Here is a 20,834-nt window from a genome sequence, read left to right as displayed (position 1 = left end):
GGAGCTTCAAGTCGTAAGCCTCAAGCTGCAAGCGAAAGCGCCATCGGTTCCCGAGTCCGGGACTCAACCGCTTTGCCCTTGCAGCTTGTCGCTAGAAGCTGGCAGCGGCTTCACTGCGATTTCCGGACTCGCAGGTACCACTCGGAGAGCAGTCGTACCTGTTTGTCGGTGTAGCCGCGCTCGACCATCCGTGTGACGAAATCGTTGTGTTTCTGTTGATCCTCTTTGCTGGCTTTGGCGTTGAAGCTGATGACCGGCAGCAGGTCCTCGGTGTTGGAGAACATTTTCTTCTCGATCACCACCCGCAGTTTCTCGTAGCTGAGCCAGGTCGGATTCTTGCCGTTGTTGTTGGCACGGGCGCGCAGGACGAAGTTGACGATCTCGTTGCGGAAATCCTTGGGATTGCTGATGCCGGCCGGCTTCTCGATCTTCTCCAGTTCTTCGTTGAGGGCGACGCGGTTGAGGATCTCGCCGGTTTCCGGATCGCGGTACTCCTGGTCCTGAATCCAGAAGTCTGCGTACAGCACGTAGCGATCGAAGATGTTTTGCCCGTACTCGCTGTAGGACTCCAGGTAGGCGGTCTGGATTTCCTTGCCGATGAACTCGATGTAGCGCGGTGCCAGGTATTCCTTGAGGAACCGCAGGTAACGCTCGCGGGTTTCGGCCTGGAACTGTTCCTGCTCGATTTGCTGCTCCAGCACGTACAGCAGGTGCACCGGGTTGGCGGCGATTTCGTGAGGGTCGAAGTTGAATACCTTCGACAGGATCTTGAACGCGAATCGCGTCGACAGGCCATTCATGCCTTCGTCGACACCCGCGCTGTCGCGGTATTCCTGGATCGACTTGGCCTTCGGATCGGTGTCCTTGAGGTTCTCGCCGTCATAGACGCGCATTTTCGAGTAGATGTTGGAGTTCTCCGGCTCCTTGAGGCGCGAGAGCACGGTGAACTGGGCCAGCATCTTCAGGGTGTCGGGGGCGCAATGGGCCTTGGCCAGGGAGCTGTTGAACAGCAACTTGTCGTAGATCTTCACCTCGTCGCTGACCCGCAGGCAGTACGGCACCTTGACGATGTAGATCCGGTCGATGAAGGCTTCGTTGTTCTTGTTGTTGCGGAAGGTGTGCCACTCCGATTCGTTGGAGTGCGCCAGCAGAATCCCGGTGAACGGGATGGCCCCCAGGCCTTCGGTGCTGTTGTAGTTGCCTTCCTGGGTCGCGGTCAGCAGGGGGTGCAGGACCTTGATCGGCGCCTTGAACATCTCGACGAATTCCATCAGGCCCTGGTTGGACCGGCACAGGGCGCCCGAATAGCTGTAGGCATCGGCGTCGTTCTGCGGGAACTCCTCGAGCTTGCGGATATCGACCTTGCCCACCAGCGCCGAGATGTCCTGGTTGTTCTCGTCGCCTGGTTCGGTCTTGGCTACCGCGATCTGGTTGAGGATCGAGGGGTACAGCTTGACCACCCGGAATTGGCTGATATCACCGCCGAACTCGGCCAGGCGCTTGGTCGCCCAGGGCGACATGATGGTGCTCAGGTAGCGCCGGGGAATGCCGAAGTCTTCTTCCAGGATCGCGCCGTCTTCGGTGGCGTTGAACAGCCCCAGGGGCGACTCGAACACGGGGGAGCCCTTGATGGCATAGAAGGGGACTTTTTCGATCAGTTGCTTGAGTTTTTCGGCCAGGGAAGATTTACCGCCGCCGACGGGGCCGAGCAGGTAGAGGATCTGTTTCTTCTCCTCCAGGCCCTGGGCGGCGTGACGGAAGTAGGAGACGATCTGGTCGATGCATTCCTCCATCCCGTGGAAGTCCTCAAAGGCCGGATAGCGACGGATCACCTTGTTGGAAAAGATGCGCGACAGTCGCGAGTTGGCCGAGGTGTCCAGCAGTTCCGGTTCGCCGATGGCCAGTAACAGGCGTTCGGCGGCGGACGCGTAGGCACTGCGGTCGCTCTTGCACAGTTCCAGGTATTCCTGCAGTGACAGTTCTTCCTGGCGTGTGGATTCGAAGCGTTGTTGGAAGTGGCTAAAAATACTCATGACGTCACCTCGCTCGATACGTGGAGCCGACGTCGGATCATTCAGTCGATGCTGGTAAGCGGCTGAAACTACAGCGGCTTTTTACCCCCCCAGAAAACCTTCAAAGCTATCAACCCTGAAAGCTACTCCCGATGACCCGCGCGCCGGTGTACCGGCTCTCCCCTGTTTTGGATGGCCTGAGGCTAAGGATAGTTGGTAATCCGGGAGGTAAAGGGGCAATGCACAATTTGTTATCGGTGACCGTTCGTCAGCCCGCGGCGGGCGCGGGCTGGCGTGCATGAAAAATTTATTCGGCGGTGCCTTGCGCGGTTTCTGAAGGATAGGTCGTACGCCACAGCTCGAAGCCGCCGTCCATGCTGTAGACGTCGGTAAAACCCTGGCTGATCAAGTAGGCCGCGGCGCCTTGGCTGGAGTTGCCGTGATAGCACACGACAACGGTGGGAGCGTCGAGGTCCGCGCCCTGGATGAAGGCATGCAGCGAGTGGTTGTCCAGGTGCTTGGCGCCACGGATGTGCAGTGCCGCGAAGGTTTGTGGGTCGCGGACATCGACCACCACTGCGCCTTGCTCGCGCAGGGCCTGGGCTTGTTCTGGGGGGATGCGTTTGAATTCGCTCATGGCGGGCTCCTATGGCCGGTCTGAAGGTGCGGCCGAGTGCTGGGCGCTGGCCGACGAGGGTTCGGGGGGCGGTAGAGCGAGGTTGCCATGCTCGTCGCACGGGCAGCTCAAGCGCTCGAGGGTGTCGACATTCATCAAGGTCATGGCCCCGCCCCAGACACACCCGGTGTCGAGGGCGAAGATGCCCGGTTCATTGCACTGGCCTTCCAGTGCGGCCCAGTGGCCGAAGATGATCTTCAGGCCGTGGGTCTTGCGATCCTTGTACGTGAACCAGGGGGCATAGCCGGGTGGCGCGGTGTCGGCGCCTTCCTTGCCCTTGAGGTCCAGCTTGCCTTCGCTGGTGCAAAAGCGCATGCGTGTGAAATAGTTGGTGATCACCCTCAGGCGGGTCACGCCCTTGAGGTCGCTGTCCCATTTAGCCGGATCGTTACCGTACATGCCGTCCAGATAGGGCGCGAAGAGGTTGTCGTCGCGCAGCGCGGCCTCGACTTCGGCGGCGTACTTCAGCGCTTTGCGCAAGGACCATTGGGGCGGTATGCCGGCGTGGACCAGCGCGATGTCGCGTATTTCGTCGTAGTGCAGCAGCTTCTGCTGGCGTAGCCAGGCCAGAAGTTCCTTGCCGTCCGGTGCGTCGAGGATCTCACGCAGGGTGTCGGACTTTTTCAGGCGCTCGATGTTGTGCCCGGCGGCCAGCAGGTGCAGGTCATGGTTGCCCAGCACGCACACCAGCGATTCGCGGATGCTATAGAGGTAGCGCAGGGTTTCCAGCGATTGCGGTCCGCGGTTGACCAGATCGCCCACCAGCCACAGGCGGTCCTTCTGTGGATCGAAGGACACGCGCTTGAGCAGGCACAGCAACGAGTCAAGGCAGCCTTGCAGGTCACCGACGGCATACGTTGCCATCAGTGCAGGGCTCCGGGCACCGCCAGGCGGAAGGGCGCGATGATGGCGTCGAAGTGATGGCCGTCTTCGGCCAGCATCTGATAGCTGCCCTGCATGTTGCCGACGCGGGTGGTCATCACGGTGCCGCTGGTGTAGGCGTGTTGCTTGCCGGCCTCGATCAGCGGTTGCAGGCCAACCACGCCGGCGCCGCGTACCTCTTCGACGTGGCCATCGCCATCGGTGATCACCCAGTGCCGGGAGAGCAACTTGGCCGGGAGCAGGCCGTTGTTGTGCACAGTAATGGTGTAGGCGAAGGCGAAACGGTTCTGCTCGGGTTGCGACTGTTCTGCCAGAAAGCGAGTGACGACGCTGACGTCGACCTGATAGCGAGGATCGGACATGCAAGAAGGCCTTTAAAGCAAAGCGCAGGTTACCTAACGCAGGAGGCGCTCAGTCTAGGCCAACTGGCAGGCAGTAGGCCAGACATGCTGTCGGCGAGGTGGTGGGGCGCAACGCGATACCTGTGGGAGCGAGCCTGCTCGCGAATGCGGTCTGCCAGTTAGCAAAGATGTTGACTGGCACAGCGCTATCGCGAGCAGGCTCGCTCCCACATGAGGGGGTATTTACTCGGCCGTCGGAGCCGGCTGGATGGCCAACTGGTCAGCCAGGCGCACGAACGCTGCCAGGTCCAGTTGCTCCGGACGCAAGCTGCCATCGACGCCGGCAGCTTCGATCTCGGCGTTGCTCAGCAGGGCCTTGAGCGTATTGCGCAAGGTCTTGCGACGCTGGTTAAAGGCTTCGCGTACTACGCGTTCGAGCAGGCGATGGTCCTTGGCCGGGTGTGGCAATACGGCGTGTGGCACCAGTCGGACGATGGCCGAGTCGACTTTCGGCGGCGGATTGAATGCGCCGGGGCCAACGTTGAACAGGTGTTCGACCCGGCAGTGGTACTGGACCATGATCGACAAGCGGCCCCAATCGCCACCACCCGGACCCGCTGCCAGGCGCTCGACCACTTCCTTTTGCAGCATGAAGTGCATGTCGCGGATGATGCTGGCGTTGTTCAGCAGGTGGAAGATCAGCGGCGTAGAGATGTTGTATGGCAGGTTGCCAACCACCCGGAGGCTGTTGGGGGCTGCGTTCAGGCTGTTGAAGTCAAACTTCAGTGCGTCGCCCTGGTGCAGGTTGAAGTTGCTCTTGCCGGCGAACTGCTGATTGAGGATCGGGATCAGGTCCTTGTCCAGTTCAACCACGTCCAGTTGGGCGCCGCTGTTGAGCAGGCCTTCGGTGAGTGCGCCCTGGCCCGGGCCGATTTCCAGCAGGCGGTCCTCGGGCTTGGCGTGGATGGAACGCAGGATGCGGTCGATAACGCCGGCATCGTGGAGGAAGTTCTGGCCGAAGCGCTTGCGCGCCCGGTGTTGGTAATGCTCGGTCATAAACGGGTCTCGGCCATCTGGTAGGCGGTTTCCAGGGCGACTTGCAGGCTGCCGGTGTCGATCTTGCCGCTGCCGGCCAGGTCCAGGGCGGTGCCATGGTCGACGGAGGTGCGGATGATCGGCAAGCCCAGGGTCACGTTGACTGCCGCGCCGAAGCCTTTGTACTTCAGCACGGGCAAGCCCTGGTCGTGGTACATCGCCAGCACTGCGTCGCAGTGCTCCAGGTATTTGGGGGTAAACAGAGTGTCGGCGGGCAGGGGACCGCGCAGGTCCATGCCTTCGCCACGCAGACGCTCAAGGGTGGGTTCGATGATGTCGATTTCTTCATGGCCCAGGTGGCCGCCTTCGCCAGCGTGGGGGTTGAGCCCACAGACGAGGATGCGCGGCTGGGCGATGCCGAATTTGTGTTGCAGGTCGGCGTACAGGATCCGCGTGACCCGCTCCAGGCGCTCCGGGGTGATGGCGTCGGCAATCTCGCGCAGCGGCAGGTGAGTGGTCACCAGGGCCACACGCAAGCCGTGGGTAGCGAGCATCATCACCACTTGCGCGGTATGGGTCAGGTCAGCGAGGAACTCGGTATGGCCCGAGAAGGCGATACCGGACTCGTTGATCACGCCCTTGTGCACGGGAGCGGTGATCATGCCGGCAAAGTCGCCATCCAGGCAGCCTTGGCCCGCTCGGGTCAGTGTTTCAAGGACGAATGCCGCATTGGCCTTGTCCAACTGGCCGGCAGTGACCTTGGCGTTCAGCGGGGTATCCCAGACGTAAAGGCTGTTGGCGGGTGCCGGTGTATCGGGCCAGTTACCCGGTGAGACGCTCAGCAGATTGACGACCACGCCCAGCTGCGCGGCCCGCTCAAGGAGCAGGTCGCGGCTGGTAATGGCGATCAGGGGGTGTGGCTGGGCGTGCGAGGCGAGCAGCAGGCACAGGTCGGGACCTATGCCGGCGGGCTCGCCGGGTGTCAGCGCGAAACGCTTGGGTTTCACTTTTGCGCCTGGTCTGCACCAGGGAGCTTGATCTCAACGTACGCTTCGTCACGGATCTGACGCAGCCAGGTTTGCAGCTCTTCGTCGTACTTGCGGTTACGCAGTACGGTCATCGCTTGTTGCTCGCGGGCCTGGGTGGTGCTGTCAGTGGCGCGACGGCCAAGGACTTCCAGGACGTGCCAGCCATACGGGCTCTTGAACGGCTTGGACAACTGGCCTTGCGGCGTGTTGTTCATCACCGTGCGGAACTCGGGTACCAGTGCGTTCGGGTCGATCCAGTTGAGGTCGCCGCCGTTGAGGGCGGAGCCTGGGTCTTCGGAGTAGGTCTTCGCCAGCTCGCCGAAGTCTTCGCCTGCTTGAATGCGGGTGTAGAGCGCTTCTGCCAGGCGCTTGGTTTCTGCTTCGCTGCGGATTTCGCTTGGCTTGATCAGGATGTGGCGAACGTGGACTTCGTCACGGGTCTGATTGCCGCCGCCGCGCTTTTCCAGCAGCTTGAGGATGATGAAGCCGCCTGGGGTGCGTGCTGGCTGGGTGATGTCGCCAACGGACATGGCACTCAGTTCGCGGTCGAACGGCGGTGGCAGTTGAGCCGCTTTACGCCAGCCCATGTCGCCGCCTTCCAGTGCGTTGTCGCTGCCGGACTTGGCAATCGCCAGTTGGGCAAAGTCAGCGCCCTGCTTGAGTTGCTGGTAGACATCCATGGCCTGGCGAGCGGCGCTCTGAATCGCTTCGGAGTTGGCGCTTTCCGGGGTCGGAATCAGGATGTTGGCCAGGTGCAGTTCTTCGGACAGTTGCATCTTGCCCAGGTCGGAGGCGAGGAAGTTCTTCACTTCCTGTTCGGAGATCTGGATGCGTTCGGCAACACGGCGCTGGCGGACACGGCTGATGATCATCTCGCGGCGGATCTGGTCGCGAGCGTCGTCGTAGGACAGGCCGTCGTGAGCCAGGGCCGCGCGGAATTGATCCACGGTCATGTTGTTGCGCTGGGCAATGGTGCCCACCGCTTGGTTCAGCTCTTCATCGGTGATGCGGATGCCGGAACGCTCGCCGATCTGCAGTTGCAGGTTCTCGACGATCAGGCGTTCCAGTACCTGCTGTTCCAACACGCTGCTCGGAGGAACTTCCGCGCCGCGCTTGGCGATGGTCTTCTGGACTTCTTCAACCCGCTGGTCCAGTTGACTCTGCATGACCACGTCGTTGTCGACGATGGCCACGACCTTGTCGATGGACTGCACCGCGGCGCTCGCCGCGGTGCCCAGGAACAACGCGCCCAGCATCAGCGGGCGCAGACAATCAGAAAGCTTGGTCTTCACGTTCACGATAACCTTGGATGCCTTTGTCGAGGAAGCTCTCTACCTTGGCGCCAGTCACGCCGCCGAGTCCCTTCAGAACAATTTGGAGGAAGATGCCGTGGTCGCCCTTCTCGTTTTGCGGGGCTTCTTGACTGAACTCGTCATAGGAGACCCAGTAACGGTTGATCAGGCGCAGTTTCCAGCAGCAGTTGTCGTACTCGAAGCCACCGAAGGCTTCCAGGGTGCGGTTACGGTTGTAGTCATACTGCCAGCGACTGATGGCATTCCACTGCGGCACGACCGGCCAGATCACTGAGAAGTCGTGTTGCTGGATTTTGTAGTAATCCTTCACGTAGCCAGGCTGGCCAGGTGTGCCGTAGTCGCCACCGAACTGCCACTTACCGGTGTTCTGGTTGTAGATCACCTGGTCGTTGCGATAGCGGTAGCCGGCGTTGATCACCTTGTTCGGGTTGGCTTCAGGCTGGTAGTGGAACATCGCGCTGCCCGAACGGGTGCTGCGGCTGTCCGGGTCCCAGTTGAAGTCGGCCGTGGTGCGCCAATCGCGGTTCCAGTTGTAGGCGTATTCCAGGGCATACGGCGACACGTTGGACTGGGCATCAGCACGGGTCTTCGGATCGACACCTGGCAGTTGGACTTCGCGGTCCTTGAAGTACAGGGCCTGGCCGACGCTGATGCGTTGACGTTCGAAGCCGTTGTCTTCAATCCAGCGGTTGGTCACGCCCAGGGACAGCTTGTTCTCGTCGCCGACACGGTCGGAGCCGGAGAAGCGGTTGTCGCGGAACAGCGAGGCGTAGTTGAAGGTGTACTCGCCTGTGTCGAATACCGGAATGTCTTCCTGGTTTTTCTCTGGGACATAGAGGTAGTACAGGCGCGGTTCCAGGGTCTGGCGGTAGTTGGTGCCGAACCAGTTGGTGCTGCGGTCGAAGTACAGGCCGCTGTCGATGCTGGCAATTGGGATGGCGCGGCTTTGACTGCTGCCGAACTCACCACCGACATAGTTTTCACCTTTTGCGGCGGCAGCTTGTTGGTTGGCGATGATTTCCTGCTTGCCGGTTGCACCCAGGTCAAGGTCGTACTTGGTGTACTGGAACTTGAGCGTCGGCTTCACGAAGCCATAAGACGCGTTCATCGGCAGGCTCATGCTTGGAGCTAGGTTGAGACGATCACCGTTGGCCCTTGCCAGTCCATTGACGTTGTTATCAATGCGAGACTCGCCGATGGGGTTGTTAGTGATGGGGTCAAACGGACCACCATCTTTATTGAAATAGTTACCGGTCTGCAAATCCCGATCAAACCGCACCAACTCGGTGTTGTAGGCGAAGTTCAAGCCGTACGGCGTTTGCGGCAGGAAACCATTGAAGGTGATCTGCGGCAGACGGTCATAAGGCGTGATGTTCGACACCGAAGCCATCTGGAACGCCTGGGCATTGATCCGCGCGGTGTAGGTGTCACCACGGTAGCTGACCGCACCCTGCTGGTTCACGTAGTCGGAACCGCCCTTCACGCCCAACTGATCGGTCTGCAGATCCTGGAAGTAGTAAGGGTCGCTGATCTTGGTGTAGTCGACTTCGGTGAACGTGCGCGAGTCCAGGCCGCCTTTGTGCTGCCAGTTGTACATGTAGCGGTCTTTCGAGTAGTCGGACTGCAACTTGCGGTCAGTGTCTTCGTCGCTCAGGTAAGCCGCGCCCACCTGGCCTTCACTCGACTTGGTCAGGTAGCGGAGCTCGCCTTCCATCAACATGCCGCGCTTGCTCATGTAGCGCGGGTAGAGGGTGGCGTCGTAGTTCGGCGCCAGGTTGAAGTAGTACGGGGTGACCAGCATGAAGCCGGTGTCGCTGCCGCTGCCGATGGTCGGCGGCAGGAAGCCGGACTGGCGACGGTCATCGATCGGGAAATAGATGTACGGGGTGTACAGGACTGGAATGTCCTTGACCCGCAACGTCACGTTGGTCGCGGTGCCGAAGCCGGTCGCCGGGTTCAAGGTGATGTTGTTGCCCTTGAGCTGCCAGGCGTTGCTGTTCGGTGCGCACGAGGTGTACGTGCCGTCCTTGAGACGGATGATCGCGTTCTCGGCACGCTTGGCGTACAGCGCGCTGCCACGGATACGGGATTTGTGCAGCACGTATTCGGCGTTGTCGACCTTGGCTTCACCGGTGTCGAGCTGGACATCGGCGTGGTCGCCGACGATCAGTGCGCCGTTGTCGCGAATGCGCACGTTACCGTTCAGTTCGCCACGGTTCTCGGCCTGATACAGGCTGGCCTCGTCGGCCTCGACCTGCATGCTGCCCTGGCGCATGACGACGTCACCGGCCAGGGTCGCGATCTGCTCTTCCTGCTGATAACGGGAAGCCTTGGCGCCGATAAAGGTCGGGGCGTCACTTTTATTCGTCTTGTCATTCATGCCAGGACGAATCGGTTCGATATAGGAACCAGAGCAATAAGGACCGGTTTCGGCCAATTGCGCAGCGGTGAGCTTCTCACGCGGGACCCAGTCCAGGTGGCTGTAGTCGGCACTGCGCGACTTCAGACCCCGGCCCTTGGCCTCGGTGACCAGCACCGGCTTGTCGGCGCTGTCGCCTTCAACCGTGCGCTCGTCCGCGGACGTGCTGCCGGCCGCCGCTACACTGGCGTCGTGCACAGGGCGCGGCGGCAGTTGGGCGGCGTTGGTTTTCGGCGCGCAGTCCCAGGCACCCGAAGCAGAGACTGAGCAGTCATACTGTTCCGCGGCGACCACGAACGAAGTGGCTAGAGGTTGCAGGGCCAGCAGACTGCCGGTCACCAACAACGGAAATTTTTTACGAAACGCGGGGGATTTCAATGCCATCTTATTAGTCCGGGCTTCCTGCGTGCCATCTGCCCGCGGTGTGGGCCGCACGCCTCTCGATGGTCTGAAAAAGATGCTGGATAATAAAGCATGACCCGCTTGACGGCTAGCGCCGTCGGAGACCCTTGCAATGCCTGACCAAGATGTACGTCTGCAACACCTGAAAGTTTGGCTCGATGAGCAATTGGCAACCGTGTTTGCCGCACAAGGATGGGGTCCCCTACCCCCGGCCACGTTGACTGCGGCCAGCAGTGACGCGAGTTTCCGTCGCTACTTCCGTTGGCAGGGCGAGGGCCGCAGTTTCGTCGTGATGGACGCGCCGCCCCCTCAGGAAAACTGCCAACCCTTCGTGGATATCGCTCATTTGCTGGCGAAATCTGGGATTAACGTACCGAAAATTTATGCGCAAGATCTGCCGCGCGGATTTCTTTTGCTCAACGACCTGGGCAATCAGACCTACCTGGACGTGATCAACGACGAGAACGCCGACGATTTGTTCAGGGACGCGCTTGAGGCATTGCTGGCGTTCCAGCAACTGCCGATGGACGCCCCGCTGCCCAGCTATGACGTGGCGTTGCTGCGCCGCGAGCTGGAGTTGTTCCCCGAGTGGTACGTCAAGCGCGAGCTGGGTGTCGAGCTCGATCCGGTGCAGCAGGCGCTTTGGCAGCGGGTCAGCGACCTGCTGATCGACAGCGCACTGGCCCAGCCCAAGGTGTTGGTGCACCGCGACTATATGCTGCGCAACCTGATGATCAGCGAGCCGAACCCTGGGGTGCTGGACTTCCAGGACGCGGTCTACGGTCCGGTGACCTATGACGTGACCTGTCTGTTCAAGGACGCGTTCCTCAGTTGGCCCCAGGCCCGGGTGCAGGGCTGGCTTGAGGCCTACTGGCAGCAGGCCGGCGAGCGGGGCATCCCGGTGCAGGCGAACTTCGACGACTTCCTGCGCGCCAGCGACCTGATGGGCGTGCAGCGGCACTTGAAGGTGATCGGGATTTTCGCCCGCATCTGCCACCGTGATGGCAAACCGCGTTACCTGGCCGATGTGCCACGGTTCTTTGCCTATATAGAAGCAGTGCTGGCGCGTCGTCCGGAGCTGGCGGAGCTGGGCGAGTTGTTGGCCAGCCTGCGGGCCTCGGGTGGAGCGTCGGCATGAAGGCGATGATCCTGGCAGCGGGCAAGGGCGAGCGCATGCGGCCCTTGACCTTGACCACCCCCAAGCCGCTGGTGCCGGTCGGCGGCGTGCCGCTGATCGAGTACCACCTGCGGGCATTGGCGCGGGCCGGCTTCACCGAGGTGGTGATCAATCACGCCTGGCTCGGGCAGCAGATTGAAGACTACCTGGGCGATGGTTCGCGTTTCGGCCTGAGTATTCACTACTCGCCTGAAGGCGAGCCACTGGAAACCGGCGGCGGGATTTTTCGTGCGCTGCCGTTGTTGGGGGACGAACCGTTCGTGGTGGTCAACGGTGATATCTGGACCGACTACGACTTCAGCGCCTTGCGCCAACCACGGGCTGGACTCGCGCACCTGGTGCTGGCCGATAACCCGGCTCATCACCCCAACGGCGACTTCAGCCTGGCGGACCGGCTGGTGCACGATGCTCGGCCGGGTGTGCCAGCCTTGACCTACAGCGGTATCGCCGTGTTGCACCCAGGGTTGTTCGCGGGTTGCCAGGACGGTGCCTTTAAGCTGGCTCCGCTGTTGCGTGACGCCATGGCGCGCGGGCAGGTGACCGGTGAGCACCTGCGCGGGCACTGGGTGGACGTCGGCACCCATGAGCGTCTGGCGGAAGTTGAAGCCTTGTTAGAAGCGAGTCGCTGAGATGTTGTGGCCAGGGACTCTGATCGGAGCCGGGGCGGGTTTTGCCATCGCCAGCATCCCGGGGGCCATGTTGGGCGCGTTATTGGGCCAGGCGCTGGACCGGCGCCTGCAATTGCACAGCCTGGGACACCTGCGCGAGCGTTTGGGCGGGCGCCCGATGCTGCGCAACGACGAGTTGCTGTTCGTGTTGCTCGGGCGCCTGGCCAAGAGTGATGGTCGGGTGCAGGACGGCCATATCTATCAGGCGCGCCAGGAAATGCGCGCGCTGGAGATGAGCGAGCCGGCACAACGGCGCGCCATCGCCGCGTTCAATCGCGGCAAGTCCGGCCACGACCGCCTGCGTGGCTATTTGCGCCGCTTGCGTGCCCAGCCCCACGCGGCCGAAGGCGTGTTGCGTGCGTGCTGGCGCATGGTGTGGGCGGATGGCCGTGCCGGCAGCGCCGAGCGCCGATTGATTGCCCAGTGGAGCCAGTGGCTCGGCTGGACACCCGAGCAAGCCCAGGCCCTGGCCAGCGACTATGAGCCGCACACACGAGCGCTGCCTGGCAGTGGCGCGGCGTATCAGGAGGCCATGCGCGTGTTGGGGGTGTCGGTGACCAGCGAGCCATCGCAGATCAAGCGGGCTTACCGGCGCCTGCTCAGTCGCCATCACCCGGACAAGATCGTAGGGGTAGGCGCAACGGCGGCCCAGGTACGCGAGGCGACCGAAAAAACCCGTGAGCTGCACAACGCCTACACGTTGATCCGTGAGCGGCGGGATTTTCGTTAGATTGCCAGGTGTGTGCTTTCAGCGACCTCTTCGCGGGAACGCCGCGCGCTGTCAGTTGCTCACAGGCAGCGGGCTCAACCACCCGCGCACCCGACGAAACAACTGCTCCTGCTGCGCCGGGCTGTCACCCGGGATGGTCTTGAGTGAAACCTGCTTGAACATCGAGTCCTTCAACCGCTTGCTGGCTTGTAGGCGTTCAAGGGCCGCGCGCTTGGCCAGGGTCGTGTCCTGGTAATAAAGGTCGAGGGTCGCCAGCTTCAAGTCGGTGCTCAACTCAGTCAGTGCGGACTTGCCAGTGGTGGGGGCCATGGCGCCTACCATCACGAACTTCTGGACCTGCGATGGCTGCTTCTCGCTCAGGTAGCGTGCGGCCCAATAGGCGCCGGTGCCGTGGCCGAGCAGCACAATGCTGCGGGCATTTTGTTGCTCGGCGAAGGTGATCGCCGCCTCAATGCGAGTGTAGATCCGTTCGGCATCGGCCGAGAGCTGCTCGTCGTTGGTTTGGACGACCGCGCGGTCGACGACGTCGGCTTCACCGGCTGCCACTTGCTCGATGGGCGCGGTGGTGCTGGCGTCCTTATTGGCGTTCTCGGTGTTGACCGCTACGGGTGGGACTTCGACTATCCGTGGCTGCGGCGCATTGCTTTGCAGGTCCGGCAAGGTAAGACTCAGGCTGCCCCAGTCGGCATCCGGCAGCTTTTGCCGCAAAGGGCCGATTGCTTGAGGCCAGTCAGCGGTTTCACCGGCGCCGGGGATGATAATCACCACACCCTTGGGCTCGCTGGTGTTGGCTGGCTTCCACAGGGCAAGAAAACGGTCGCTGCCGGCCTGCAACGATTGTTGCTCCTGGGCGGGGACGCTGCGTTCCAGGGCGCTGGCTTCTGCTTGGCTGCGCTCTGGCAGTGGCTGGCGTTGCACCGGCTGTTCGTCGACGGATTTTTCCGCCGGGGTGGCCACCGGATCGGCCGCCTGGGCGGAAAAGGCACAGGGCAACAGCAACGACAGGCACAATGCTGGCAGTGCCAGGCGGTAGACAAAGGGCATCGGATATTCCAGGCCAGAAGTAATCCCGGCAGCCTAATAGGTTGATCAGTATTTGTCAGTGTTGAGACTTTTGAAGATGCGTTTTCGCTGCCTGTTGGTTATCGGCTGTTTCTGGTTTCCCTTGATGGCGTGGGCGGATGGGCCGCCTGCGCGTGTCGCGCCGTTCACGGGCGAGCAGCGCCAATGGCTGGCGCAGCACCCGCAATTGCGTGTCGGCGTGGTGCTGCAAGCGCCTTACGCCCAATACGACCGACGCTTGCAGCGGTTGTCCGGGGTCAACATCGAGTTGATGCAATGGCTGGCCAGTACGCTGCAGGTCGAGTTGAGTTGGCGCAACTTCTCCGACCTGCCCAGCCTGGAGGCCGCGGTGCGCGCCGGTGAAATCGATATGGCGCCGGGGCTGATGCAAACCCCGGCCAGCCTGCGGCTGTGGTTGTTTTCCGACCCTTACATGCGGGTGCCGCAACGGGTGGTGGGTGCGCGCAAGGAGGGACGGGCGGTGGAGCTGGAAAAGCTCGACAGCCAGTCGCGGGTCGCCGTGCGCATGCCCAGCGCCATCGCCGACTACCTGCGCAGCAACTATGGCAACCTCAATCTGCAGGGCGTCCCGAACGAGCGCCAGGCCCTGCAGTTGCTGTTGAGCCAGCACGCGCGCTATGCCGTGGTGGATGAGGCGCAGTTGAGCCGTTTGTCGGCCGAGCCGGAGTTCGCGGGCCTGGCGGTGGTGGGGGATATCGGCCTGCCGCAGTTGTTGCGAGTCGCCACGCGTCGCGACTGGCCCGAGTTGGCGGTGATTGTTGAAAGTGCCTTGCGGGCGATTCCGGCCAAGGACCTGGAGCAATTGCACGGGCGCTGGTTGCAGCCCAAGTACCCGCGACTGTCGGAGTCGCCAGGCTTCTGGCAGAACCTGTGCCTGTTCTTCGCGGTGCTGCTGCTCAGTGCCGCCGCCATTGTGATGTGGCAACGGCGCCAGCAGCGGGTGCTTGAACAGCGCTTGCGGGCGGCGCGCGAGGACATCGCGTTGCGCGAGGCCAGCGAAGAGGCGTTGCGCCTGACCCAGTTCTCCATCGATCAAAGCACCGTCGGCATCCTGTGGGTCAATTGGGACAGCCATGTGCGCTATGCCAACCACGCCGCCGAGGCCATGCTCGGGTATGCGCCGGGCGCCCTGATCGACCGGCCGTTGATCGACTTCGACCCCGACTTGCACATGGACCGCTGGCTCAACCTGTGGAAGCGCGCACGGGCCAGTGAGGACGGGCCGCAGAGTTTTGAAACCCACTGCGTGCGCGCCGACGGCAGCATCTTGCCGACCGATGTGTCATTGAGCTTCCTGCGCTTTCGCGACAGCGAGTACCTGGTGGTGTACCTCAATGACGTGACTGAGCGCCGCCGGGCCCTGGCCGCCCTGCGTGAAAGTGAGGCGCGGCTGAAGGGGATCGCGGCCAACGTCCCGGGCCTGGTGTTTCGCCTGGAGCGTCCACGGGGCACCAAACAGGCAGAGTTCGCCTACATCAGTGAAGGCAGCCAGACTCTGGTCGGCTACGCGCCGGCGGTGCTGGCCCATCCTGACAAGGGCATTCGCAGCCTGGTACACCCGGACGACAAGGTGGGTTATCACCAGACCCAGGATCATGCGCTGGACACCGACAGCGATTGGTCGTGGCAAGGGCGCATCCTCACGCGCCAGGGCGAGCAGCGCTGGGCCGAGATCAAGGCGATCACCCGGCGTCTGGAGGATGGCGCGTATGTCTGGGACGGGATCGTCTGGGACATCAGCGAGAGCAAGCGCATCGAGCTGGAACTGGCCAGCTCCCGCGAGCAATTGCGCGAGCTGTCGGCGCACCTGGAAAGCGTGCGTGAAGAGGAAAAGGCGCGCATCGCCCGGGAAGTCCACGACGAATTGGGCCAGATGCTGACGGTGCTCAAGCTGGAAACCTCCATGTGCGAACTGGCCTACGCCGAATTGGACCCCGGCTTGAGTGATCGCCTCAACAGCATGAAGCGCCTGATCGCCCAGTTGTTCCAGTTGGTGCGGGACGTGGCCACGGCCCTGCGCCCGCCGATTCTCGACGCCGGCATCGCGTCGGCCATCGAATGGCAGGCCCGGCGCTTCGAGGCGCGTACCCAGATCCCGTGCCTGGTGCAGGTGCCGGACAACCTGCCGCTGCTCAGCGATGCCAAGGCCATCGGCTTGTTCCGGATTCTTCAGGAGGCCCTGACCAACGTCATGCGCCACGCCCAGGCGCATACTGTGGAGCTGACGCTGGTGCTCGAAGGCGACGAACTGTGCCTGAGCGTCAGCGACGATGGCGTCGGATTTGTCGCCCCGGCAGGCCGGCCAACGTCCTTTGGTGTGGTCGGCATGCGCGAGCGGGTGTTGATCATGGGCGGGACGATGTCGCTGGAGAGTGTGGTAGGGGAAGGCACGACCTTGAGTGTGCGCGTGCCGTTGGATTGAGTCTGATGGGTGAGGGTTGACGCCTTCGCGAGCAGGCTCGCTCCCACGGTTGGCCGCATGTCAGGGTGGGAGCGAGCCTGCTCGCGACTGTTATGGGTGCTGAATAAATAGAATGGAGAAGCTTGTGATCCGTGTACTGGTAGCCGAAGACCACACCATTGTCCGAGAGGGCATCAAGCAGTTGATTGGACTGGCCAAGGACCTGCTGGTGGTGGGGGAGGCGAGCAATGGCGAACAACTGCTGGAGACCTTGCGCCACGTGCCCTGCGAAGTGGTGTTGCTGGACATCTCCATGCCTGGGGTCAACGGGCTGGAGGCGATCCCCAGGATCCGTGCGCTGAACAATCCGCCGGCGATCCTGGTGCTGTCGATGCACGACGAAGCACAAATGGCCGCACGGGCCCTGAAGGTCGGCGCCGCCGGCTATGCCACCAAGGACAGCGATCCGGCGCTGCTGCTGACCGCGATCCGCAAGGTCGCGGCGGGCGGGCGCTACATCGACCCGGACCTGGCGGACCGCATGGTGTTCGAAGTCGGCCTGACCGATTCACGTCCCCTGCATTCGCTGCTCTCGGAACGCGAGTTCTCGGTGTTCGAGCGCCTGGCCCAGGGCGCCAATGTCAACGACATCGCCCAGCAACTGGCGCTGAGCAGCAAGACCATCAGCACCCACAAGGCGCGGCTGATGCAGAAGCTCAACATCACCTCCCTGGCGGAACTGGTGAAGTATGCGATGGAGCACAAGTTGCTCTGAATGCCTGCCACAGCTCTTTGTGGGAGCGGGTGTCGGCATACCCATTTGCGACACCCCCCAAGGTCGGCGTTGCCGACGCTCGTGGGCTGTAGTGCCAAACTGCCCATAGACCCTATCTAATCGCGCCATCCTTGTAGGGCAATCCCTACCCCCAGCCTTCCATCCGGCTGAGGCGAATCTCTCCTGCGTCCCGATTTGCGCGGTTGTCGCCAGCCACTAGGCTTGATCCACAGCCGTCAAAATAATAAAGGTGTGGGTATGAGCAAGGTTGATTCAAGCGCTGGGGCGAATGATGTCCTGGTCAGCTTTCGTGGTGTGCAGAAGAGCTACGATGGCGAGAACCTGATCGTCAAAGACCTCAACCTGGAGATTCGCAAAGGCGAATTCCTCACCTTGCTCGGGCCGTCCGGCTCCGGCAAGACCACCAGCCTGATGATGCTCGCCGGGTTCGAGACTCCCACCGCCGGCGAGATCCTGCTGGCCGGGCGTTCGATCAACAATGTGCCGCCGCACAAGCGCGACATCGGCATGGTGTTCCAGAACTACGCCTTGTTCCCGCACATGACCGTGGCCGAGAACCTGGCGTTCCCGCTGACGGTGCGCGGCCTGAACAAGAGCGATGTCAGCGAGCGCGTCAAGCGCGTGCTGGACATGGTCCAGCTCGACAAGTTCGCCCAGCGTTATCCGGCGCAACTGTCCGGTGGCCAGCAACAGCGCGTGGCCCTGGCTCGGGCGCTGGTGTTCGAACCGCAACTGGTGCTGATGGACGAACCCCTGGGGGCGTTGGACAAGCAACTGCGCGAACACATGCAGATGGAGATCAAGCACCTGCACCAGCGCCTCGGCGTGACCGTGGTCTACGTGACCCACGACCAGGGCGAAGCCCTGACCATGTCCGACCGCGTGGCGGTGTTCCATCAAGGCGAAATCCAGCAGATCGCCCCCCCGCGCACGCTGTATGAAGAGCCCAAAAACACCTTCGTCGCCAACTTCATTGGTGAAAACAACCGCCTCAATGGCCGCCTGCACAGCCAGGACGGTGATCGTTGCGTGGTTGAGCTGGGGCGCGGGGAAAAGGTCGAGGCATTGGCGGTGAATGTCGGCAAGACCGGCGAGCCGGTGACCCTGTCGATTCGTCCGGAGCGCGTGAGCCTCAATGGTTCGAGCGAGTCGTGCGTCAACCGCTTCTCGGGAAGGGTGGCGGAATTCATCTATCTGGGCGATCACGTCCGTGTGCGCTTGGAAGTCTGTGGCAAGACCGACTTCTTCGTGAAGCAGCCTATCGCCGAGCTCGATCCGGCGTTGGCAGTTGGCGACGTGGTTCCGCTTGGCTGGCAGGTCGAACACGTCCGTGCACTCGACCCACTTCTAGAGGCGAACTGATCGCCCCCTTGCTTCACCAACCCTGCACGTGGAGAGAATAATAAAATGTTGAAATCCCTTAAGTTCACCGCATTGGCACTGGGCATGATGGGCGCCGCGCACGCGATGGCGGCCGGTCCCGACCTGACGGTCGTATCGTTTGGCGGCGCGAACAAAGCGGCACAGGTCAAGGCGTTCTACGCGCCTTGGGAAGCAGCGGGCAAGGGCAAGATCATCGCCGGCGAGTACAACGGCGAGATGGCCAAGGTCAAGGCCATGGTCGACACCAAGAGCGTGTCCTGGGACCTGGTAGAAGTCGAGTCGCCGGAGCTGTCCCGTGGCTGTGACGAAGACATGTTCGAACAACTGGACCCGGCGCTGTTCGGCAACCCCGAAGACTACGTCAAGGGTGCGATCCAGCCATGCGGCGTCGGCTTCTTCGTGTGGTCGACCGTGCTGGCCTACAACGCCGACAAGCTGAAAACCGCACCCACCAGTTGGGCCGACTTCTGGGACACCAAGACTTTCCCGGGTAAACGTGGTCTGCGCAAAGGCGCCAAGTACACCCTGGAGTTCGCCCTGATGGCTGACGGCGTAGCGCCGAAGGACGTCTACACCGTGCTGGCCGGCAAGGATGGCCAGGACCGTGCGTTCAAGAAACTCGATGAGCTCAAGCCAAGCATTCAGTGGTGGGAAGCCGGTGCACAGCCGCCACAGTATCTCGCCTCCGGTGACGTGGTCATGAGCTCGGCCTACAACGGTCGTATCGCGGCCGTGCAGAAAGAAAGCAACCTCAAGGTGGTCTGGAACGGCGGGATCTACGACTTCGACGCCTGGGCCATTCCAAAGGGCCTGGATAAAGCCCGCGCCGAAGCCGCGAAGAAGTTCATCGCGTTCTCGGTCATGCCGCAACAGCAGAAGACCTACTCGGAAAACATCGCCTACGGCCCGGCCAACGCCCAAGCCGTCCCGCTGTTGCCCAAGGACCTGCTGAAGGACATGCCGACCACCCCGGAAAACATCGCCAACCAGGTGCAGATCGACGTCAGCTTCTGGGCTGACAACGGCGAGCAACTGGAGCAGCGCTTCAACGCGTGGGCTGCGAAGTAACGAAAGCGCTCGCCCTCCTGTGGGAGCGAGCCTGCTCGCGAAAGCGGTGGATCCGTCAGCAATGATTGTGAATCGACCGACGCCATCGCGAGCAGGCTCGCTCCCACAATAAAGATCGAGGTGGCCCTGCCACCTCTGCAACGATCAAAGATTTTTCGGAGTTCGCCATGGCCATCGCCGTTCCCCTGAACGAGGGCAACCCACGCACCTTGAAGCAGCGCCTTGCGCGTGCCGAGCGGGTTAACCGCTGGAAGGCCCAAGCCCTGATCGCGCCATTGGTGCTGTTTCTGCTGTTGGTGTTTCTGGTGCCCATCGTGGCGCTGCTCTACAAAAGTGTCGGCAACCCGGAAGTGGTCGGCGGCATGCCGCGCACCGTGGCGGCCATCGCCAGTTGGGATGGCCGTGGCCTACCGGCGGATTCGGTGTACAAGGCCGCCAGTGAAGACCTGGCCGAGGCCCGCAAGAATCAGACCCTGGGCGACCTGTCCAAGCGCCTGAACATGGAGTTGGCCGGCTATCGCAGCTTGCTGACCAAGACGGCGCGGGCGCTGCCGTTCAAGACCGAGCCGGCTTCCTATAAAGACGCCCTCGAAGCATTGGATGAGCGTTGGGGCGACCCGGCCTATTGGCAGGCGGTACGCCGCAACACCAGCAGCATCACCCCGTACTACCTGCTGGCAGCGGTCGATCACCGGATCGACGACCTCGGCGAAATCGCCCCGGCCACGCCCGACCAGTCGATCTACCTCGACATCTTCGCCCGCACTTTCTGGATGGGCCTGGTAATCACCGGGATCTGCCTGCTGCTGGCGTACCCGTTGGCGTACCTGCTGGCTAACCTGCCGGCCCGGCAAAGCAACCTGCTGATGATTCTGGTGCTGCTGCCGTTCTGGACCTCGATCCTGGTGCGGGTGGCGGCGTGGATCGTGCTGCTGCAATCGGGCGGCCTGATCAACAGTGCACTGATGGCCATGGGCATCATCGACAAGCCCCTGGAGTTGGTGTTCAACCGCACCGGGGTCTACATCTCGATGGTGCACATCCTGCTGCCGTTCATGATCCTGCCGATCTACAGCGTGATGAAGGGCATCTCGCCGACCTACATGCGCGCTGCGATTTCCCTGGGTTGTCATCCGTTCGCCAGCTTCTGGCGGGTGTACTTCCCGCAGACCTACGCCGGTGTCGGCGCCGGTTGCCTGCTGGTGTTCATCGTGGCGATTGGTTACTACATCACCCCGGCGCTGCTGGGCAGCCCGAACGATCAGATGGTCAGTTACTTCGTCGCCTTCTACACCAACACCAGCATCAACTGGGGCATGGCGACAGCGTTGGGTGGCTTGCTGCTGCTGGCGACCATCGTGCTCTATCTGATTTACAACTGGATGGTAGGCGCTAGCCGCCTGCGCCTGAGCTAAGGGGA

At 62.1% G+C, this 20,834-nt stretch carries 17 protein-coding genes; 8 read left to right on the top strand and 9 right to left on the bottom strand.

The features are described 5' to 3' along the window. Positions 1–110 precede the first annotated feature (110 nt). The 8 genes from BMW74_RS09690 to BMW74_RS09655 form a co-directional block, all read right to left on the bottom strand. On the bottom strand, positions 111–2,033 hold the full coding sequence (locus tag BMW74_RS09690) for a PrkA family serine protein kinase (RefSeq protein ID WP_093417611.1): 1,923 nt from the start codon (positions 2,031–2,033) through the stop codon (positions 111–113). A 286-nt stretch (positions 2,034–2,319) separates the two neighbouring features. Beyond that, positions 2,320–2,649 carry a thiosulfate sulfurtransferase GlpE gene (gene glpE / locus BMW74_RS09685; RefSeq protein WP_093417607.1) on the bottom strand — a complete coding sequence of 110 codons (330 nt, stop codon included), beginning with the start codon at positions 2,647–2,649 and terminating at the stop codon, positions 2,320–2,322. A 9-nt stretch (positions 2,650–2,658) separates the two neighbouring features. After that, a complete protein-coding gene (locus BMW74_RS09680; RefSeq protein WP_093417602.1) occupies positions 2,659–3,552 on the bottom strand; it encodes a symmetrical bis(5'-nucleosyl)-tetraphosphatase in 894 nt (297 codons plus the stop codon). Beyond that, positions 3,552–3,932 carry a Co2+/Mg2+ efflux protein ApaG gene (gene apaG / locus BMW74_RS09675; protein WP_093417598.1) on the bottom strand — a complete coding sequence of 127 codons (381 nt, stop codon included), beginning with the start codon at positions 3,930–3,932 and terminating at the stop codon, positions 3,552–3,554. Before apaG ends, BMW74_RS09680 begins: the two co-directional genes overlap by 1 nt. A 222-nt stretch (positions 3,933–4,154) precedes the next feature. Then, complete coding sequence (gene rsmA / locus BMW74_RS09670; RefSeq protein ID WP_093417595.1) at positions 4,155–4,967, bottom strand: 16S rRNA (adenine(1518)-N(6)/adenine(1519)-N(6))-dimethyltransferase RsmA; 813 nt, start codon at positions 4,965–4,967, stop codon at positions 4,155–4,157. Then, positions 4,964–5,953 (bottom strand): 4-hydroxythreonine-4-phosphate dehydrogenase PdxA, encoded by a 990-nt coding sequence (gene pdxA / locus BMW74_RS09665; RefSeq protein ID WP_093417590.1) that lies wholly within the window; start codon positions 5,951–5,953, stop codon positions 4,964–4,966. Before pdxA ends, rsmA begins: the two co-directional genes overlap by 4 nt. Then, the gene (gene surA, locus BMW74_RS09660; RefSeq protein WP_175479187.1) at positions 5,950–7,272 is read right to left on the bottom strand and encodes a peptidylprolyl isomerase SurA; all 1,323 of its coding nucleotides are present in this window, start codon (positions 7,270–7,272) and stop codon (positions 5,950–5,952) included. Before surA ends, pdxA begins: the two co-directional genes overlap by 4 nt. Further along, positions 7,247–10,090, bottom strand: coding sequence for an LPS-assembly protein LptD (locus tag BMW74_RS09655; RefSeq protein ID WP_093417581.1), 2,844 nt, complete (start codon positions 10,088–10,090; stop codon positions 7,247–7,249). Before BMW74_RS09655 ends, surA begins: the two co-directional genes overlap by 26 nt. Before the next feature lie 130 nt (positions 10,091–10,220). On the opposite strand from BMW74_RS09655, the gene BMW74_RS09650 reads away from it, so the two are divergent. From BMW74_RS09650 to BMW74_RS09640, 3 genes are read left to right on the top strand one after another with little or no spacing between them, the layout of a single operon-like run. Further along, complete coding sequence (locus BMW74_RS09650; protein ID WP_093417576.1) at positions 10,221–11,246, top strand: aminoglycoside phosphotransferase family protein; 1,026 nt, start codon at positions 10,221–10,223, stop codon at positions 11,244–11,246. Continuing rightward, a complete protein-coding gene (murU, locus tag BMW74_RS09645) occupies positions 11,243–11,914 on the top strand; it encodes an N-acetylmuramate alpha-1-phosphate uridylyltransferase MurU (protein WP_093417572.1) in 672 nt (223 codons plus the stop codon). The genes BMW74_RS09650 and murU overlap by 4 nt, the downstream gene beginning before the upstream one ends. 1 nt (position 11,915) lies before the next feature. Next, positions 11,916–12,683 carry a TerB family tellurite resistance protein gene (locus BMW74_RS09640; RefSeq protein WP_093417568.1) on the top strand — a complete coding sequence of 256 codons (768 nt, stop codon included), beginning with the start codon at positions 11,916–11,918 and terminating at the stop codon, positions 12,681–12,683. A gap of 51 nt (positions 12,684–12,734) precedes the next feature. On the opposite strand, the gene BMW74_RS09635 is transcribed toward BMW74_RS09640, so the two are convergent. Further along, positions 12,735–13,727 carry an alpha/beta hydrolase family protein gene (locus BMW74_RS09635; RefSeq protein ID WP_093417563.1) on the bottom strand — a complete coding sequence of 331 codons (993 nt, stop codon included), beginning with the start codon at positions 13,725–13,727 and terminating at the stop codon, positions 12,735–12,737. Positions 13,728–13,803: 76 nt separating this feature from the next. Between BMW74_RS09635 and BMW74_RS09630 the strand changes: the two genes are divergently transcribed. The 5 genes from BMW74_RS09630 (at position 13,804) to BMW74_RS09610 (ending at position 20,829) form a co-directional block, all read left to right on the top strand. Then, complete coding sequence (locus BMW74_RS09630) at positions 13,804–16,188, top strand: PAS domain-containing sensor histidine kinase (protein WP_093417559.1); 2,385 nt, start codon at positions 13,804–13,806, stop codon at positions 16,186–16,188. A 112-nt stretch (positions 16,189–16,300) separates the two neighbouring features. Next, complete coding sequence (locus BMW74_RS09625) at positions 16,301–16,942, top strand: response regulator (protein ID WP_175479186.1); 642 nt, start codon at positions 16,301–16,303, stop codon at positions 16,940–16,942. A 258-nt stretch (positions 16,943–17,200) separates the two neighbouring features. Then, positions 17,201–18,325, top strand: coding sequence for an ABC transporter ATP-binding protein (locus BMW74_RS09620; protein ID WP_093417555.1), 1,125 nt, complete (start codon positions 17,201–17,203; stop codon positions 18,323–18,325). Between the two features lie 45 nt (positions 18,326–18,370). Then, positions 18,371–19,414, top strand: a complete 1,044-nt coding sequence (locus BMW74_RS09615) for an ABC transporter substrate-binding protein (RefSeq protein ID WP_093417551.1) — start codon at positions 18,371–18,373, stop codon at positions 19,412–19,414. A gap of 167 nt (positions 19,415–19,581) precedes the next feature. Then, complete coding sequence (locus tag BMW74_RS09610; RefSeq protein WP_093417545.1) at positions 19,582–20,829, top strand: ABC transporter permease; 1,248 nt, start codon at positions 19,582–19,584, stop codon at positions 20,827–20,829. Positions 20,830–20,834 lie beyond the last annotated feature (5 nt).

Source organism: Pseudomonas sp. ok272 (genome assembly GCF_900109995.1).
Taxonomy (GTDB): Bacteria; Pseudomonadota; Gammaproteobacteria; order Pseudomonadales; family Pseudomonadaceae; genus Aquipseudomonas.
This window is presented reverse-complemented; position numbering and strand designations above follow the sequence as displayed.

Bases quoted from the DNA above. Each gene is read 5' to 3' on its own strand.
- BMW74_RS09640 (WP_093417568.1), top strand. From the start codon at position 11,916: ATGTTGTGGCCAGGGACTCTGATCGGAGCCGGGGCGGGTTTTGCCATC.
- apaG (WP_093417598.1), bottom strand. From the start codon at position 3,932: ATGTCCGATCCTCGCTATCAGGTCGACGTCAGCGTCGTCACTCGCTTT.
- BMW74_RS09610 (WP_093417545.1), top strand. From the start codon at position 19,582: ATGGCCATCGCCGTTCCCCTGAACGAGGGCAACCCACGCACCTTGAAG.
- glpE (WP_093417607.1), bottom strand. From the start codon at position 2,649: ATGAGCGAATTCAAACGCATCCCCCCAGAACAAGCCCAGGCCCTGCGC.
- BMW74_RS09635 (WP_093417563.1), bottom strand. From the start codon at position 13,727: ATGCCCTTTGTCTACCGCCTGGCACTGCCAGCATTGTGCCTGTCGTTG.
- murU (WP_093417572.1), top strand. From the start codon at position 11,243: ATGAAGGCGATGATCCTGGCAGCGGGCAAGGGCGAGCGCATGCGGCCC.
- rsmA (WP_093417595.1), bottom strand. From the start codon at position 4,967: ATGACCGAGCATTACCAACACCGGGCGCGCAAGCGCTTCGGCCAGAAC.
- BMW74_RS09690 (WP_093417611.1), bottom strand. From the start codon at position 2,033: ATGAGTATTTTTAGCCACTTCCAACAACGCTTCGAATCCACACGCCAG.
- BMW74_RS09650 (WP_093417576.1), top strand. From the start codon at position 10,221: ATGCCTGACCAAGATGTACGTCTGCAACACCTGAAAGTTTGGCTCGAT.
- BMW74_RS09615 (WP_093417551.1), top strand. From the start codon at position 18,371: ATGTTGAAATCCCTTAAGTTCACCGCATTGGCACTGGGCATGATGGGC.
- BMW74_RS09655 (WP_093417581.1), bottom strand. From the start codon at position 10,090: ATGGCATTGAAATCCCCCGCGTTTCGTAAAAAATTTCCGTTGTTGGTG.
- BMW74_RS09630 (WP_093417559.1), top strand. From the start codon at position 13,804: ATGCGTTTTCGCTGCCTGTTGGTTATCGGCTGTTTCTGGTTTCCCTTG.
- BMW74_RS09625 (WP_175479186.1), top strand. From the start codon at position 16,301: ATGGAGAAGCTTGTGATCCGTGTACTGGTAGCCGAAGACCACACCATT.
- BMW74_RS09620 (WP_093417555.1), top strand. From the start codon at position 17,201: ATGAGCAAGGTTGATTCAAGCGCTGGGGCGAATGATGTCCTGGTCAGC.
- BMW74_RS09680 (WP_093417602.1), bottom strand. From the start codon at position 3,552: ATGGCAACGTATGCCGTCGGTGACCTGCAAGGCTGCCTTGACTCGTTG.